Consider the following 15,727-nt stretch of genomic DNA (forward strand, 5'->3'; position numbering starts at 1 on the left):
GTCAGGCCCCAAGATAGATGCTCTTGATACGGCTGTAGAAGTCCATGACGTTGGCGCCGCCCTGCTCCTTGGCCGCCTGGTTGCTCGAATGTTTGAGGCCGCCGAAAGGCGCGTTAAGCGAGACACCCGTCGTCGGGCTGTTGACCTTGACGATGCCGTGCTGGGTCTCGCGGGCAAAGCGCAGCACCGACGGCAAATCTCCCGTCACCAGCGAGACAGCGAGACCGTATTCGGTGTCGTCCGCCAGTCTTATCGCCTCGTCTAGGCTATCGATGGCACGGACGGCAACGACCGGCCCGAATATCTCCTCCCGCCACAGGCGACTGGTTTCGGGCAGGTCGGAGACTACGGCGGGCCGGACGAAATAGCCGTGCGCCAGGCTCGGGTCGGCCTTGCTCAGCGCATCGCCGCCGACGACGCGGCCGCCCTCCTCACGGGCGATGCCGACATAGGCGAGCACCTTGTCGTATTGGCCGCGGGTGGCGAGCGGCCCCATCTGCACGCCCTCCGCCGTGCCCGGCCCGACCTTGATGGCGGCAACGGATTTTTCGAGCCTTGCCACGAGTTCGGCATAAAGCGGGCGGGCGACGAGCACACGGCTGGTGCCGGTACAGGCCTGGCCCGTCAGTCCAAAGGCGCCGCGTTCGATGGTGGCGACGGCCTTGTCGAGGCTGGCGTCGGCCAGAACGACTGTCGCGTTCTTGCCGCCCATTTCGAGCTGGACGCGGGTGTCGGTGGAAAGCGACGCGGCGATCTGCTTGCCGACCGCGTAAGAGCCGGTGAAAGTGAGCGCGTCGACGCCCGGCTGCGCCGTGATGGCCTGACCGACCTTGGCGCCCTTGCCCTGGACGAGCGCGACAAGTTTCGGCGGCAGTCCTGCCTCGAGCAGCACCTCGACCAGGCGCTGACCCATCGAGGGCGTGATCTCGGACGGCTTGAAGACGACGCCGTTGCCGGCGGCCAGCGCCGGGCCGAGCTTGCGGGCGGCCATCGACAGCGGGAAATTCCACGGCGTGATGACGGCGACCACCCCGACCGGCTGGCGCAGCGACAGCACCAACTGGGCGCTTTCGCTCGGATAGGTCTCGCCATTGAGGCGCAGCGCCTCGCCGGCATAGAGGCGGAAGTTGGCGGCGATGCGACGGGCCTCGTTGCGCGCCTCGTTAAGTGTCTTGCCTTCCTCGCGGGTCAACTCGGCCGCGATCTCGTCGGCGCGGCGGGCCATGATGTCGGCAGCTTTGAACAGCACGTCGGCACGCAGCTCAGGCGACTGGGCCGCCCAGGCCGGCCACGCGGCTGAAACACTCAACACCGCGGCGGCGACGTCGGCGGCACCCGAATCCGGGAACAGCCCGATGAGATCGCGCTCGTCGGCGGGATTGCGATCCTCGAAGGTGGCGCCGCCGAAAGCGGGCTGCCACTCGCCGGCGATGTAGTTCAGGTGTCGCTCAGTCATCGGTCATTTGCTTTCGGGGTCGTTTTGCTTCCGGGGGACGTTCTGCTTTGGCGAACACGCCCCAGCGCGTCCTGCGTCAACGTGCCTTGGGCACCCAGGAGACGCTGACGTCGCCGAGCACGAAGGTCTGGCAGGCCATGCGGAAACCGGCGGCGAGGTCGTCGGCCGTCAGGTGATTGCGTTCCTTCGGCTTGACGGCATCTGTATTCTCGATGCCGGTCTCGATCCGGCATCTGCAGGTGCCGCACAGCCCGCCGCCGCATTTGAAGGGAATGCCCCCCTTCTCGCGCAGCGACACGCGCAGCAGATTGCTGTTTTCGGGCGCGGACACCTGCTTGTTGTCGTTGGTGATGAAGGTGATGTTGATCATCGGCGCGTTCGATGCTGTTGGCCGGTCAGACCAGCTTGAGCTGGATGTCCATGCTGCCGTAGGTGGTGAGCGTCTTGAGCTCGTGGCGAGCGTCCTCGACAGACGAGAACTTCTCGAACAACTTGCAGGGCACGTTGTTTTCGATCTGCGGTGGCTCGTCCTCGACGATGCGGATGCGTGCCTGCCCATCATCGTCGAGCTTGGCGATGGTGAAGCTTGCGCGCTTGCGGCCGTAGAAGATGTAGTCGTAGGTCTCGACCGGCTGCACACCGGGGCTCATCTCGGTGCGGAATTCGCCCGGCTTGGTCGTCAGAACCACATACATTTGTCCACCTCATGCTGATTGCTGTTCGAGCGACTGACAGCACCCAGATGCCGCCGGCCAATTGTTCGGGAAGTGCCGCGCCCGCACGGTGCGGCAGGCTCTCTTTGTGTTTTCTGCGCAATTCCGGACGGAAAACCGCGGCACGATTTTCCTGGAATTTCGTCAGGCCTGCTCCGTCACCTTTTCCTGGCGGAGCTCGATGTCGTTCTTGATCCACAGCTGGCAGACGAGACGGAAACCCTCGTCGATCTTGTCGCCGAGCTGCTTCTTCTCCTTCCAGTTGGGCGGCGGCAGATGCTCGGCGCCGGCGAGGATGCGACTGGCACAGGTGCCGCATTTCCCCATGCCGCATTTGTAGGCGAGGTGCGGGAAGGGAAACTGCTTGATGCCGGCGCGGACGACGAGGTTGGTGTCCTCCTTGACCTCGCCTGAGAAGGCCTCACCCTTGCTATGGATCACGACTGTCGGCATGTGCGTGCCTCAAACCCCGCCGATGCCGGCGAGTTCGGGCTCCATCGGTGCGACGCGACCAAGCTTCACATCCTCGGCGACATAGTCGTTGTAGAGCGCCGTGGTGTAGAGCAAGCGCATCTGGGCGCCGACCTCGCAGATCTTCAGGCAGCGTTCCTGCATCTCGACGGTGCGGGCGTGCTCGAGCACGATCTGGTAGCCGCGCTCGCCATGGATTTCGTCGGAGACGATGTGCAGGTCGAAGAACTCGACCTCCTCGTCGGTGAAGCCGTAGCTGTCGCGCAGCGTCGGGGTCTGCTTGCGATAGATCGACGGCACCTGGGATTCGAGGCCGACGACGAGGCCGGCAACAGCTACGATCGGGTCCTCGCGCATCGCCACCGCATAGCACCAGCTTTGCAGGCCCCGCGTCGTCGGCGACATGTTCTCCGGATCGGTCATGCGTTCTCTAGAGGTCCCGCATGCCTCGCCGAAACGGATCAGAAGATCGGTGTGGCGGTCGCCGCCGATCTCTTCCTCATACATGTTGGCGAGCAGGAAATCCTTGGCCTCGACATATTGCTCGGGCATGCGGGAATAGATGTAGCCGAGGTAATCGGCGAACGGCCCGACATAGTGGTAGTGGTTCTCGGCCCAGCGCGAGAGATGGTCGCGGCTGAGCTTGCCGCTGGCCCAGGCGAGGCTGAATGGCGACTTGTTGGCGCTCTTGCCCTTGATGGCGTTTTCGAGCGCGGTGCGAAATTCGTCCGGGTTCATCGGCTTGGTCATGCGGTTCCCCTGTCGTCGATATGTCAAACTCGATTTAGAATACTGTATACCAAATTGACATCGGCGCAAGTCGCATTCTACTGTCAATCCAGCGATCGCAACCGCTGTACGCATACAGTATATGGCGCGAGCGATGATCAAAGGCCTGAAACAGGTTAGGACAACGGCGATGGACGGCTCCGAAACACACGGCAAAGCAGGCGTTCGCAGCAAAACCGCAATGGTAGCGACCGGGCACCCGCTCGCCGCACGTGCCGCCCGGGACATGCTGGCTGCCGGCGGTTCCGCGGTCGACGCGGCGATTGCGGCGGATGCCATCCTCGGCGTGGCCGAGCCGATGGCGACCGGCATTGGCGGCGACCTTCTGGCGATGCTGGTGGAGCCGGACGGCCACGCCATCAGCTACAATGGCACCGGGCGCTCGCCGGCAGCACTTTCCGTCGAAGTGGTGGATAAGCTGCCAAACCGGCGCATCCCGGAGCGGCATGGCCTGTCGGTCACGGTGCCCGGCGCAGTGAGTGGCTGGTTCGACCTGCACGGCCGCTTCGGCCGCCTGCCCTTTGCCCAATTGCTGGCTCCGGCCATCGCGCTCGCCACCGACGGCTTTGCCGTCCTGCCGATAACCGCGCGTGAATGGGCGGTGTTCGAGCCGGTGATCAAGCTCGATCCCGCCTGCGCCAAGCTCTATCGCGCCGGCAGCACGCCACGCGAGGGCGAACGCTTCGCCAATTCCGAGCTGGCGGCGGTGTTGCGGGCGATCGCCGCCGACGGCCCCGACGCCTTTTATCTCGGCGCCCCGGCCCGGCAGGCTGCCGTGGCGAACCAGGCCAAGGGCGGGCTGCTGTCCGTCGAGGACTTCGCCAGCCATCGAGGCGATTTCGTCCTGCCGCTCGAACAGAAATTTCGCGACCTGACCGTGCTCGAATGCCCGCCCAACACCCATGGCATCGCCGTGCTCGACGCGCTGGAGGAACTCGACGCCCTGCCCCTCGACCGCGACGATCCGGCGACCACGCTCGCGATGGTCGAGGCGGTCGGACGCGCCATGGCAAAGGCCAAGAACACCGTCGCCGATCCTGCCGGCAATACGGTCTGCACCGTGGTCGTCGACGGCAACGGCCTGGCGGTGACGTTGATGAGCAGCATCTTCAAGCGCTTCGGCTCCGGCATCGCCGTTCCCGGCAGCGGCTTCGTGTTGCAGAACCGCGGCTCGGGCTTTTCCGAACCGGGCCACGTCAACGGGCCGGGACCGTCGAAGCGACCCTACCACACGGTGATCCCGGCAGCGGCGTTGAAGGACGGCCGATTCCATGCCTGCTTCGGTGTCGTCGGCGGCGCGATGCAGCCGCAAGGCCATGTTCAGATGATGGTCCGCCTCGCCGCCTGGGGCGAGAAGCTGCAGGCTGCCATCGATGAACCGCGCTGGCGGCTGGAGGGTGAAAAGGCACTGGCGATCGAGCCGGGCACATCGGATGCCATCGTCAGCACGCTACGCAATGCCGGCTACAGCGATCCGGAAGGCGCCGGCGAGCTGGCCGGCCGCAGCGATTTCGGCGGTGCGCAATTCGTCCTGCGCGACGAAGACGGCAGCCTGCTCGGCGGCTCGGACAAGCGCAAGGACGGCGTGGCACTAGGCGCCTGAGCCGAGCACCTGCAAACATCACTCTCAACAGCTTCGGGGACAAAGACTTGACCACATCATTCGATCGCATCGTGCTCATCACCGGCGCCGGCAGCGGCATCGGCGCCGAAACCGCCCGGCGGCTGGCAGCTCCTCATATCGGGCTCGTGCTGCATACGCGCAAGAACGCCGAAGGGCTGAAGAGCGTCGCCGAAACCTGCCAGGCATCGGGGGCCGCAACCGAGATCGTGCTCGGCGACCTCGCCGATCCTGATGTGCCCGCGGCAATGGTCGCGGCTGCCCGCGCCCGCTTCGGCCGCGTCGACCAGATCGTTTCCAACGCCGCCCAGGCGACACGGTCGACGCTCGGCGAAGTCCGGCCGGAAGATCTGGCGCAGGCGTTCGAGACAATGCCAACCGCGCTGCTGCGCCTCGTCAATGCTGCGATGGCCGACCTCGTTGCCTCGGACCGCGGACGCGTGGTGGTGGTCAGCTCCTTTGTCGCCCACATCTTCGGCACCGCCGATATCCATTTTCCAGCAACGTCGGCGGCCAAGGGAGCGCTCGAGGCGCTGGCGAAATCGATGGCCGTGCAACTCGCGCCGAAGGGCGTGACGGTCAACTCAGTGGTTCCCGGTTTCACCCGCAAGGACCCGACCGGCCATTTCGCGGCGACGACCTCGGCACTCGAAAAGGCCATCGCCGTCACCCCGACAGGCCGGCTGACCGAGCCGGCCGACGTGGCGGCGGCGATCCTGTTCCTGCTGTCGCGCGAGGCAAGGCAGATCACCGGCCAGTCGCTGCATGTCGACGGCGGGCTGACGCTGCCGTGACGGTCCTACGCCTAACCGCCGAAACGCGAAGGCGCGAAGGCGGCAACCGGCACCGGCAGTCGCTCGCCCTTGATCAGGCAGGCGACGACGGCACCGGTCATCGGACCGTTGGCGAAGCCGATATGGCCATGGCCAAAGGCAAAGACCAGCCTGCTATGGCGGGCTGCACGGCCGATGACCGGCAGCCCGTCCGGTGTCGACGGCCGGCTGCCAAACCAGGTTTTGCCGTCGACCGGCGTGATGAAGGAAAGCGTCCGACGCGCGTCGGGTTCGACGCCGTCGATCTGGGCATGATTTGCAGGATCGTCCGGTCGCGCCAGCTCGACACCGGTGAGCAGTCGCACATGACCGTTCATCGGCGACAGCACGTAGCCGCCGGCGGCATCGTAGACGGGGCGGCGCAGCTCGACGCCATCTGCCAAAGCGAAATGGCGGTGATAGCCGCGCTCGGCGGCAAGGGGGAAACGGTAACCGAGAGTACGGGCAAGCGTCGCCGAACGGGCGCCGGCGGCAAGCACGACATGGCGGCCTTCGATCCCGCGGCCGGCCACCATGACCGCCATGGTCTCGCCGGCATCTGCTATTGCTTCGGCCTTGCCGGTGACCAGTACCGCTCCCCGCGCTTCAGCCGCCCGCCGGTAAAGCTCGACCAGCTCACCGGGACTTTCGACGGAACCGGTGTCGGGAAAGAAAATGCCGTTGCTGAAACGGCGGGCGAGATGCGGCTCGAGCTGGCGAATCTCGTCCCCGCCGAGGCAGTCGATGCGGACGCCGTTCTCTTTCAGGACCGCCTGCTCCAAGGCGCTGCCGGCGAATGCCTCGGCGCTGCGATAGAGGCGGAGCCAACCATTGCGCTTGATCAGGTGGCGGCCGCCAACAAGATCGGCCAGCGCGACATGGCGGTCGAACGCCTCGGCGACCATCGGGTTGAGAGCCGCCGCCGCGCGGCGCCACGCACCCTCCTCGGCGGCACGCAGAAAGCGCACCAGCCACGGCACGAGATGCGGCAGCGAGCGCAGGCGGGCACGAACCGCAATGTCGCGGCCGAACGCATAACGCGGCAGCCGCGACCGGATGCCGGGAGCGGCCATCGGGAAAATCGAGCCGCGGCTGAGCACGCCGGCGTTGCCATAAGACGCGCGGGCCTCGGCGACATCAGGATCGATGACGGCGACGGTGAGACCGCGCGACTGCGCTTCAAGCGCCACCGACAAACCGACGATGCCGCCGCCGACAACGACCACGTCGAACGGCTTTTCATTCTGCTTCACGCTGCCCACCCGATGCCCCGGTCGGTTCCAATTCCGACCGGTTCCAACAATGCATAACAGACGTATACTGATCAATTCCATTCTCTCAGCCCCGGAAAAAACATGCGCGACGTGACCCCACCTGCTCCCGACCTTCGCGAGATTGCGCTGCCGCCCGAGGCAAGCGCTGCCGAAGCCGCCGATTTCGCGCGCGGCATCTCAGTGCTCGAACGGCTGGCCAGACGCGTCACTGAGTTGACCCGCACGCAGGACCAGGAGGACAAGCTGTGAGCAGGCTGGAACAGCTTTCCATCGCTGAACTCGCCCGCGCCGTGACCAAAGGCGAGATCGCGGCCGTCGAGGTGACGGGCTATTTCCTCGACCGAATCGCTCGTTTCGATCGCGAGCTTTCGGGCTACATCCATGTCGCCGACGAGGCGGCGCTGGCGCAGGCCCGGCGTCTCGACGCGCGCCTCGCGGCCGGCGAGACCGTCGGCCCGCTGGCAGGCGTGCCGATTTCGGTCAAGGACATCGTCGCGGTTGCCGGCATGCCCAACACCGGGGCTTCGCATTCGCGGCTCGGCCGCAAGCCGACGCAGGATGCGCCGGTGGTGCGCCGGCTCAGCGATGCCGGCGCGATCATCATCGGCAAGGCCAACTGCCACGAACTGGCCTTCGGCGGACCATCCTTCGACCTGCCGTTTCCGCCGGCGCGCAATCCCTGGAACCCTGAGATGTTCCCGGGCGGCTCGTCGAGCGGGTCGGGCGTCACTGTCGCCGGCGGGCTGTGCCTGGGCTCGGTGGCAACCGACACCGCCGGCTCGATCCGCCTGCCGGCGACCATGTGCGGCATGGTCGGATTCAAGCCGGGCTTCGGTATGGTTCCGGTAGAAGGGATCGATACGCTGGCGCAGTCGATGGACCATTGCGGGCCGATCGCGGCGCGGGTTGACGACTGCCACAGGCTCTATGCCGCGATGTCGGCGAGCGAAAGCCGGCCGATGTCTATCGGCGACAGGCCGTCATTTGCCGGCATGCGCCTCGGCATCTCCGCCTGCCAATGGGGGCTGGGCGCCAGCCTGCGGCCCGAAATGGCAACGGCGATGCAGAACGCCCTCGACCTTTTCGACCACAATGGCGGCGAGATCATCGAACTCGAACTGCCGCCGCTCGAAACTTTCCACGCCCCCGGGGCAGTGGTGATGATGGCCGAGATTGCAGCGCATTACGGCGCCGAGGTGCGCGGCAACTTCTCCGCTTTCGGCGAAATGTTTCGCGGCCGCGCGCTGGTCGGCGAAAGTCTTGCCGCAGCCGAGATCGTCGCGGCAGGGACGCTGCGCGACGTGCTGCGCAGACAGATCGACGCCAGCCTCGCCACTGTAGACGCGATTCTGTTGCCCGGCGCGCTGGCGCCGGCTGGACCGCTCAAGACAGTCGACAAGTTCTATTTCCTCGAAGAGCCTATCCCCAACATCCTGGCCAACCTGACCGGCCACCCGGCCCTGGCCTTTCCGTTCGGCAAGGCCGGCAATGGCATGCCGCTGGGGTTGCAGATTCTGGGCGCAGGGTGGGGCGAAAATCGCCTCTTCGACATCGCTGCCAGGTTCGAACGGCTCGACGGCAATCCCGTCAGGCTGCCGCCACGCTATTTCAGCTGATGCAAGCGCCGCCGGCGTGGCGGCGTACCCCTAGAACGGCCACCGCCCTGCCAGCCGAAGCCGCCGCACGCGCAACACAGCACGAGCGAGGTGGTAGTTGAACATCGCTGGCGGCGAGAAACGCGATAACAGAACGTACAAGCATATCTCCGCCTTTAGCGACGACTTTCCAGCAATTGCATGCGGCTTCTGAGCTCAACCAAACAGGATAACGTCGCTGGCTGCACCAACAGGCTGGCGCAATTTGCACTCTTGTCGCTGAACTCCGGCACGGCCGTAGCTGTTGCAACGATGTATTTTCCTCAGATGCGATCACCGGGAAAGGCCAGAGAGTGCCGGCATCATGGATGCAATGGTCATTTTTAGTATACTATATGCAAGAAATTGCCGGAATAGATGGTCGAGCCAACTTCCGGTGTGATATTCGTGAACGAAATTTCAGCAATCACGTTCTAAATTTTGTGCATTTTCAATAATTTATGTGGCTGATCGGCGAATTTCCGAAGCGCGGCCCGGCATCGTCAGCAAAGTTGATCAACTATCGCTTGACAGTCAATTGCATACAATCCACTCTTCTGGCCGAGGGATGTGGCGGCCCGCATTATCAACGCAGCATAAGACTGCGCACATCAGGTCGAATTTGTTGTCTTTCGCGAATGGGTGGACCAATGAACTTATTGACGAAACTGGCAAGCAGCGCCGCCGTTGCGGCGATCATGGCACTTTCCCCGCTGTCGGCGTACGCCGCCGACATCACCATCGCGATCGGATCGGAGCCTTCGACGCTCGATCCGCAGGTGCGCGACGACGGCGGTGAACGCGCGATAAACGACAATGTCTATGAAACGCTGATGGCGCGCACGCCGGACGGCGAACTGGTCGCCGGACTGGCGGCGGCGACGCCGACCCAGGTCGACGCCAAGACCTGGGAATTCAAGCTCAGGCCCGACATCAAGTTCCACAATGGCGAGGCGTTCAATGCGGATGCCGTGGTCAACAGCGTCAAGCGCGTCATCGACCCGGCACTGAAGTCGGAGCAGGCCGCCTATTTCGGCACCATCACCGGCGCCGAGAAGGTCGACGACCTGACCGTGCGCATCATCACCTCCGGTCCGGATCCGATCCTGCCGTCGCGCATGTATTGGATGAAGATGATCCCAGCGACCTATGCGGCGGACGCGAAGTTCGCCGAAGCGCCTGTTGGCACCGGCCCTTACAAGTTCACCAGCTGGAACCGCGGCCAGGACATCGTGCTGGAGAAGAACGCCGACTATTGGGGCGATGCCGCGTCGATCGACAAGGTGACCTACCGCTTCGTCGGCGAATCCGGCACGCGCCTTTCCGGCCTGATGGCGGGCGAACTCGACGTCATCACCAACCTGCTGCCGGAGTTTGCCCAGCAGGCGCCGAAATTCGCGGCCGTCAGCGGCCTCGAAACCAGCCTGATGATCGTCTCGACCGACAACGAGGTGACCAAGGATCCGCGCGTCCGCGAAGCCATGAACATCTCGGTCGACCGCAAGGCGCTGGCCGAGAGCCTGTTCGGCGGCTATGCCACGCCGGCCAAGGGTCAGGTCGTCAATCCCAAGGCCTTCGGCTACAACAAGGCGCTGCCCGACTACGTGTTCGACGTCGAAAAGGCCAGGGCCCTGATCAAGGAAGCGGGTGCCGAGGGCAAGACCATCAAGCTCGTCGGCGAGGCCGGTCGTTGGCTCAAGGACCGCGAACTGATCGAGGCCGTCGGTGCCTATTGGAAGGACGCAGGCCTCAACGTCGACATCAAGATCGAGGACTTCGGCGAGTACCTGAACCAGTTGTTCGACAAGAACACGCGGCCTGACGCGATTTTCCTGTCGAACTCCAACGAACTGCTCGACGTCGACCGTGAAATGACCGCCGTGCTACAGAGCAAGGCGAGTTCCGCGTCCAACAGCGACCAGGAAATGTCGGACCAGATCAGCGCCGCCAGGACAGAGACCGACATCGAGAAGCGCCAGGCCATGTATGACGCCATCACCAAGAAGTCGTACGATCTGTCCTATCTCGTTCCTCTGCTCAACCAGCAGGACATTTATGGCTTCTCGAAGCGCCTGGAATGGCAGCCGCGCGTCGACTCCAAGCTCCTGGTCAAGGAGATGAAGGTCACCGAATAACCGGGACAATTGCGGGTTCGAACAAAAACACAAACGAACCCCAACAGTTCTGGAGCCGGCTCGACAAGGGGTAGCCGGCTCCAGCCAATGGAGAGGAATATGGGTGGTTTTCTGCTACGCCGCATTGGACAAGGTCTCCTTGTCGTAATCGGCGTGACCGTGATCGTTTTCATCGCCACGCGCATGGTCGGCGATCCGGTCAAGGTGATGCTGCCGCTTTCGGCGACCGACGAACAGCGCGCGGCCTTTGCCCAGCAGATTGGCCTCGACCGCCCCATCGGCACACAGTTCGTCGATTTCGTCAGCGACATGGCCCGGCTCGACTTCGGCGAGAGCCTTTGGCAGCGCCGGCCGGCGCTCGACGTCGTGCTCGAACGCTTGCCCAACACGCTGAAGCTGATCGGCGCCGGCCTAGGCCTGGCAATCCTGCTATCGCTGCCGCTCGGCGCCATCGCCGCACTCAGGCCGGGAGGCTGGGTCGACCGAACGACAGTCTTTGTCGGCCTGTTCGGGCTGTCCTTGCCGCAATTCTGGTTCGGCCTTCTGATGATCGTGTTCTTCGCCGTCACCCTCGGCTGGCTGCCGACCTCCGGCATGGGCGGCGCGCGCTATTACATTCTGCCTGCAATCACGCTGGCCCTGCCCTCGCTGGCCCGGCTGGTGATGCTGGTGCGCTCATCTATGATCGACGAGCTGAACCAGCAATATGTCCGCACCGCGCGCGCCAAGGGTCTGCATTTCAGGCGCGTGGTGATGGTGCATGCGATGCGCAACACGCTGGTACCATTCGTGACGCTGGCCGGCTGGGAGCTGATCAGCGCGCTGGCCGGCTACACGGTGGTGGTCGAGACGGTGTTTGCCTGGCCCGGCCTCGGGCTGACGGCGATGCAGGCGATCCAGAAGAGCGATCTGTTCCTGATGCAGGCGATCGTCTTCACCGTCGCCGTTCTGATCGTGGTCATCAATGTCGGCCTCGATGTCCTCTACAAACTCATCGACCCGCGGATAAGGTTGGCTTGAGATGGCTATGCCCATGCCTGTGACGACGCCGGTGGCAATCGCCCGCAAGGCCACGCAGCGCCCGACGCTGTTGACCAGGCTCGATGAGCTCGGTCGCGAGCTCTGGCAGGACAAGCTCGGCACGCTCGGCTTCGCCGTCATCGTCGCCCTTTTGCTGATGGCGATCTTCGCACCACTGATCGCGCCCTACGACCCGGCCGCACAGTCGGTGATCTCGCGTCTCAAGCCGCCGGCCTGGCTGCCCAAGGGCAGCTGGGAGCATATACTCGGCACCGATCACCTCGGCCGCGACGTGCTTTCGCGTGTCATCTACGGTGCCCGCGCCTCACTGCTTGTCGGCGTGCTGGTGGTGCTGTTCGCCGGTAGTTTCGGCGTCGTGCTCGGCCTGTGGGCCGGCTTCAGGGGCGGTCGCACCGACTCGATCATCATGCGCATCGTCGACGTGCAGGTGGCATTCCCGGGCCTGCTGCTGATCCTTCTTGTGATCTCGGTCATCGGCCCGAGCATGACGACGATGATCATCGTGCTCGTCGTCACCAACTGGATGGTCTATGCGCGTGTCGTGCGCGGCATCGTGCTGTCGGTGCGGCAGACGCCCTATGTCGAGGCGGCCGAAATGATCGGCTGCAAGACCTCGCGCGTCATCTTCCGCCACATCCTGCCCAATTTGACGTCGCCGCTTCTGACGCTAGGGATCCTCGAATTCACCAACATCGTACTGGCCGAAGCAGCCCTTTCCTTCCTTGGTCTCGGGGTGCAGCCGCCAGCGACGAGCTGGGGCCTCGATGTCGCCAACGGTCGCGACTACATTTTCGTCGCCTGGTGGCTGATCACTTTCCCCGGCCTGTCGATCGCCGCAACCGTGCTTGCAGTCAATCTCTTCGCTAGTTGGGTGCGCGTCACCACCGACCCGCAGGAGCGCGAGAAGCGCTTTGCTTACCAGCGTGCCAGGCTTGCCGCCCGGCAGGCGCGCCGTAGCCCGAAAGCCCAAAGCCCGAAAGCCAAGGGCCCCAAAGCTCCAAGCCCCAAAGCTGCAAGCCCCAAAGCTGCAAGCCAGGGAGGCCGGTCATGAACATCAGCGCCATGAGCAACCAGGAACCGCTGCTTGAGGTCGAAAAGCTGAAGGTCGAGTTCGACACCAGGCGCGGGCTGGTCCAGGGCCTGCGCGGCGTGACATTGTCGATCGGTCGCGGCGAGACGCTCGGCGTGGTCGGCGAATCCGGCTCGGGCAAGAGCGTGACCGCGCAAGCTGTGATGGGCCTGATAGACCTGCCCGGCCGCATCGCCTCCGGCGACATCAGATGGAAGGGCCGTTCGCTGCTTGGCCCCGATGGCGAGCGTTATGCCCGCGACATCAGGGGCAAGGAAGTGGCGATGGTCTTCCAGGACCCGATGACCTCGCTCAACCCGGTTCTCAGGATCGGCACGCAGATCGGCGAGGTGCTGGAGCGGCATCTCGACATGACGCGCGCTCAAGCGCGCAACCGTGCCGCAGACCTGCTCGCCGCCGTCGGCATCAGCGCGCCGGGTCGCCGGCTCGACCAGTATCCGCACGAATTCTCCGGCGGCATGCGCCAGCGCGTGATGATTGCCATGGCGATTGCCTGCGAGCCGCAGCTGCTGATCGCCGACGAGCCGACGACGGCGCTCGACGTCACCATACAGGCGCAGATCCTCGAACTGCTCGCCGAGCTACAGCAATCGCTCGGCCTGTCGGTGGTGTTGATCACCCACGACCTCGGTGTCGTCGCCGGCCTCTGCCACCGCGTTGCGGTGATGTATGCCGGCCAGATCATCGAGACCGGCCTTGCCGAAGATGTGTTCGAGCGCCCGGCCCACCCTTACACGCAAGGGCTTCTGCGCTCGACGCCGCGGCTCGACGAGGTGTCGGACAGGCTGGTCTCGATCGAGGGCACGCCACCCAATCTGGTGACGCCGCCCGAGGGCTGTTCGTTCCAGCAGCGCTGCCCGCTGTCGGGCGAGGCCTGCCGCAAGGCGCCCAAGCTCGAACATATCCGCCCGGATGCTGAGGCCGCCTGCTGGCAGCCATCGGTGCCGGCCTGGGCAACGCCACTGATGTCGCCCACCTTCCCCTGACAGGAATTTTTCGATGCTCAACCCCGTGCCAGCCCAGCCGCCAGCACCGCCGCTGCTCAGCGTGCAGGGCCTCGACGTGACTTATGAAACCGGGGCGCAGGGCTTCTGGGGGCGGCCAAAGGCGTTCAAGGCACTGGAAGATGTTTCCTTCGACCTTCACCCTGGCGAGACGCTCGGACTTGTCGGCGAATCCGGCTCCGGCAAGACCACGACGGGCCGCGCGGTGCTGCGGCGCATCACGGCCTCGTCGGGCAAGATCGTCTTCCAGGGCAAGGACATCACCCACACCAAGGGCGAGGCACTGCGCAAGCTCCGCCGCAACATGCAGCTGGTGTTCCAGGACCCTTATGCCAGCCTCAACCCGCGCATGCGGGTGATCGACCTCGTCGCCGAGCCGCTTCTGGTGCACGGGCTGATCCGTCATGTCGACGAGGCGCGCGACCGCATCACCGAATTGCTGCGCATCGTCGGCCTGCCGGCGGACGCGCATGACCGTTTTCCGCACGCCTTTTCTGGGGGGCAGCGCCAGCGCATCGGCATCGCCCGGGCGCTGGCGTTGCAGCCCGAGTTCATCGTCGCCGACGAGCCGGTGTCGGCGCTCGACGTCTCGGTGCGGGCGCAGGTGGTGAACCTGATGCAGGACCTGCAGCGCGAGCTGGGGTTGAGCTACCTGTTCATCGCCCACGACCTGTCTGTCGTACGCCACATCTCGCATCGCGTGGCGATCCTTTATGCCGGGCGCATGGTCGAGATTGCCGACCGCGACGATCTCTACGAGCATCCGATCCACCCCTATACCGAGGCGTTGCTATCGGCGGTGCCGGTACCCGACCCGCGTACCCAACGCCAGCGCAAGCGCATCGTTTATGGCGGCGAGATCCCCGATCTGGTCAACCCGCCGGCCGGCTGCCGCTTCTCGACCCGCTGCCCGCTGGCAACGGACCAGTGCCACAAGGAAGCGCCGAAGTTGTCGGAGCGCTCCGCCAGCCATCTCGTCGCCTGCTGGAACAGATAACCTCCGCGATCAAGCTGACGGCCGTCGGTCAGTCGCCGAACTTGCCGGTGGCAAGGGCGGCCCGGCCATATTTGTTGTTGGCCTCGAGCAGCTTGATCAGCGTCGACAGGAACGCCTCGCGTTCCTTGTCACCGAGCGTGTCGAGCAGCCTTTCCTGGGCGCGGCTCATCGCCGGATGCATGGCCGCCACCAGCTTCTCGCCCTCGCCGGTCAAGCGCGCCAGCACCATGCGCTTGTCCTCGGTGCTGCGGGTGCGCTCGACCAGCCCGCGCTGGGCCAGCCGCGACAGCACGTCGGCGACGTTGGTGCGGTCGATGCCGAGCGCCTGGGCAAGCGAAATCTGATCGGAATCGGGATTGCCGGAGAGGATGGTCAATAGCCCGTACTGCACCGGGGTGATGCCGAAACCCTCGCACTCCTCGAAGAACAGGGCATAGTGGACCTGGTGCAGCCGGCGGATGAGATAGCCCGGCCGCTTCCACAGCGGCAGCCGCTCGATGAGTTGCTGCAGTTCGGGATTGGGCGCGGCGGCCGTTGCTTTTTTCTTCTGCGTCCCGTCCGTCCTAACCGACTTGGCCACGCTCATTCCCCTCGCCTGTCACTGCCCATCTCTATCCCTTGCCAGACCCGCGGGAAAGAGCGGTACCACCGCATATTTCCAGGCTCTCGAGACGGCAGTCGCGGGACGCC

General features: G+C 64.7%; 16 protein-coding genes. 9 read left to right on the forward strand and 7 right to left on the reverse strand.

Going from position 1 to position 15,727, the window contains the following annotated elements; translation table 11 throughout:
* Position 1 precedes the first annotated feature (1 nt).
* From DY201_RS01555 to DY201_RS01575, 5 genes are all read right to left on the reverse strand, one after another.
* Complete coding sequence (locus tag DY201_RS01555; protein ID WP_115729676.1) at positions 2 to 1,456, reverse strand: aldehyde dehydrogenase family protein; 1,455 nt, start codon at positions 1,454 to 1,456, stop codon at positions 2 to 4.
* A 76-nt stretch (positions 1,457 to 1,532) separates the two neighbouring features.
* Positions 1,533 to 1,826, reverse strand: coding sequence for a 2Fe-2S iron-sulfur cluster-binding protein (locus tag DY201_RS01560; RefSeq protein WP_115729677.1), 294 nt, complete (start codon positions 1,824 to 1,826; stop codon positions 1,533 to 1,535).
* A 25-nt stretch (positions 1,827 to 1,851) separates the two neighbouring features.
* Positions 1,852 to 2,151, reverse strand: coding sequence for an ATP-binding protein (locus DY201_RS01565; RefSeq protein ID WP_115729678.1), 300 nt, complete (start codon positions 2,149 to 2,151; stop codon positions 1,852 to 1,854).
* A 162-nt stretch (positions 2,152 to 2,313) separates the two neighbouring features.
* A complete protein-coding gene (locus DY201_RS01570) occupies positions 2,314 to 2,622 on the reverse strand; it encodes a 2Fe-2S iron-sulfur cluster-binding protein (RefSeq protein WP_115729679.1) in 309 nt (102 codons plus the stop codon).
* Positions 2,623 to 2,631: 9 nt separating this feature from the next.
* A complete protein-coding gene (locus DY201_RS01575; RefSeq protein ID WP_115729680.1) occupies positions 2,632 to 3,390 on the reverse strand; it encodes an iron-containing redox enzyme family protein in 759 nt (252 codons plus the stop codon).
* A 220-nt stretch (positions 3,391 to 3,610) separates the two neighbouring features.
* On the opposite strand from DY201_RS01575, the gene DY201_RS01580 reads away from it, so the two are divergent.
* Both DY201_RS01580 and DY201_RS01585 read left to right on the forward strand, forming a co-directional pair.
* Positions 3,611 to 5,032, forward strand: coding sequence for a gamma-glutamyltransferase family protein (locus DY201_RS01580; RefSeq protein ID WP_245431865.1), 1,422 nt, complete (start codon positions 3,611 to 3,613; stop codon positions 5,030 to 5,032).
* Between the two features lie 47 nt (positions 5,033 to 5,079).
* On the forward strand, positions 5,080 to 5,844 hold the full coding sequence (locus DY201_RS01585) for an SDR family NAD(P)-dependent oxidoreductase (RefSeq protein ID WP_115729682.1): 765 nt from the start codon (positions 5,080 to 5,082) through the stop codon (positions 5,842 to 5,844).
* An 11-nt stretch (positions 5,845 to 5,855) separates the two neighbouring features.
* Here the strand turns inward: DY201_RS01585 and DY201_RS01590 are convergent, their stop codons facing one another.
* Entirely contained in the window at positions 5,856 to 7,115 is a 1,260-nt protein-coding gene (locus DY201_RS01590) for an NAD(P)/FAD-dependent oxidoreductase (protein WP_165915978.1), read from the reverse strand.
* Between the two features lie 102 nt (positions 7,116 to 7,217).
* Here DY201_RS01590 and DY201_RS28895 point away from each other — a divergent pair, with 102 nt between their 5' ends.
* From DY201_RS28895 to DY201_RS01620, 7 genes are all read left to right on the forward strand, one after another.
* Positions 7,218 to 7,385, forward strand: coding sequence for a hypothetical protein (locus tag DY201_RS28895; protein ID WP_165915979.1), 168 nt, complete (start codon positions 7,218 to 7,220; stop codon positions 7,383 to 7,385).
* Positions 7,382 to 8,752 carry an amidase gene (locus DY201_RS01595; RefSeq protein WP_115729684.1) on the forward strand — a complete coding sequence of 457 codons (1,371 nt, stop codon included), beginning with the start codon at positions 7,382 to 7,384 and terminating at the stop codon, positions 8,750 to 8,752. The genes DY201_RS28895 and DY201_RS01595 overlap by 4 nt, the downstream gene beginning before the upstream one ends.
* Positions 8,753 to 9,468: 716 nt before the next feature.
* The gene (locus tag DY201_RS01600; RefSeq protein ID WP_115733524.1) at positions 9,469 to 10,905 is read left to right on the forward strand and encodes an ABC transporter substrate-binding protein; all 1,437 of its coding nucleotides are present in this window, start codon (positions 9,469 to 9,471) and stop codon (positions 10,903 to 10,905) included.
* A gap of 99 nt (positions 10,906 to 11,004) precedes the next feature.
* A complete protein-coding gene (locus DY201_RS01605) occupies positions 11,005 to 11,925 on the forward strand; it encodes an ABC transporter permease (RefSeq protein WP_115729685.1) in 921 nt (306 codons plus the stop codon).
* Between the two features lie 13 nt (positions 11,926 to 11,938).
* Entirely contained in the window at positions 11,939 to 12,997 is a 1,059-nt protein-coding gene (locus DY201_RS01610) for an ABC transporter permease (protein WP_342635209.1), read from the forward strand.
* Positions 12,994 to 14,022 carry an ABC transporter ATP-binding protein gene (locus tag DY201_RS01615; RefSeq protein WP_115729686.1) on the forward strand — a complete coding sequence of 343 codons (1,029 nt, stop codon included), beginning with the start codon at positions 12,994 to 12,996 and terminating at the stop codon, positions 14,020 to 14,022. The genes DY201_RS01610 and DY201_RS01615 overlap by 4 nt, the downstream gene beginning before the upstream one ends.
* 13 nt (positions 14,023 to 14,035) lie before the next feature.
* Positions 14,036 to 15,037 carry an ABC transporter ATP-binding protein gene (locus DY201_RS01620; protein ID WP_115729687.1) on the forward strand — a complete coding sequence of 334 codons (1,002 nt, stop codon included), beginning with the start codon at positions 14,036 to 14,038 and terminating at the stop codon, positions 15,035 to 15,037.
* A gap of 28 nt (positions 15,038 to 15,065) precedes the next feature.
* Here DY201_RS01620 and DY201_RS01625 read toward each other — a convergent pair whose 3' ends face one another.
* A complete protein-coding gene (locus DY201_RS01625) occupies positions 15,066 to 15,623 on the reverse strand; it encodes a MarR family winged helix-turn-helix transcriptional regulator (protein ID WP_115729688.1) in 558 nt (185 codons plus the stop codon).
* Positions 15,624 to 15,727 lie beyond the last annotated feature (104 nt).

The organism is Aminobacter aminovorans (assembly GCF_900445235.1).
Classification (GTDB): domain Bacteria; phylum Pseudomonadota; class Alphaproteobacteria; order Rhizobiales; family Rhizobiaceae; genus Aminobacter; species Aminobacter aminovorans.

What these genes read in the sequence shown, in the direction of transcription:
- DY201_RS01555 (WP_115729676.1), bottom strand. Translation starts at nt 1,456, where the DNA reads ATGACTGAGCGACACCTGAACTACATCGCCGGCGAGTGGCAGCCCGCT.
- DY201_RS01560 (WP_115729677.1), bottom strand. Translation starts at nt 1,826, where the DNA reads ATGATCAACATCACCTTCATCACCAACGACAACAAGCAGGTGTCCGCG.
- DY201_RS01565 (WP_115729678.1), bottom strand. Translation starts at nt 2,151, where the DNA reads ATGTATGTGGTTCTGACGACCAAGCCGGGCGAATTCCGCACCGAGATG.
- DY201_RS01570 (WP_115729679.1), bottom strand. Translation starts at nt 2,622, where the DNA reads ATGCCGACAGTCGTGATCCATAGCAAGGGTGAGGCCTTCTCAGGCGAG.
- DY201_RS01575 (WP_115729680.1), bottom strand. Translation starts at nt 3,390, where the DNA reads ATGACCAAGCCGATGAACCCGGACGAATTTCGCACCGCGCTCGAAAAC.
- DY201_RS01580 (WP_245431865.1), top strand. Translation starts at nt 3,611, where the DNA reads ATGGTAGCGACCGGGCACCCGCTCGCCGCACGTGCCGCCCGGGACATG.
- DY201_RS28895 (WP_165915979.1), top strand. Translation starts at nt 7,218, where the DNA reads ATGCGCGACGTGACCCCACCTGCTCCCGACCTTCGCGAGATTGCGCTG.
- DY201_RS01600 (WP_115733524.1), top strand. Translation starts at nt 9,469, where the DNA reads ATGGCACTTTCCCCGCTGTCGGCGTACGCCGCCGACATCACCATCGCG.
- DY201_RS01605 (WP_115729685.1), top strand. Translation starts at nt 11,005, where the DNA reads ATGGGTGGTTTTCTGCTACGCCGCATTGGACAAGGTCTCCTTGTCGTA.
- DY201_RS01610 (WP_342635209.1), top strand. Translation starts at nt 11,939, where the DNA reads ATGCCTGTGACGACGCCGGTGGCAATCGCCCGCAAGGCCACGCAGCGC.
- DY201_RS01615 (WP_115729686.1), top strand. Translation starts at nt 12,994, where the DNA reads ATGAACATCAGCGCCATGAGCAACCAGGAACCGCTGCTTGAGGTCGAA.
- DY201_RS01620 (WP_115729687.1), top strand. Translation starts at nt 14,036, where the DNA reads ATGCTCAACCCCGTGCCAGCCCAGCCGCCAGCACCGCCGCTGCTCAGC.
- DY201_RS01625 (WP_115729688.1), bottom strand. Translation starts at nt 15,623, where the DNA reads ATGAGCGTGGCCAAGTCGGTTAGGACGGACGGGACGCAGAAGAAAAAA.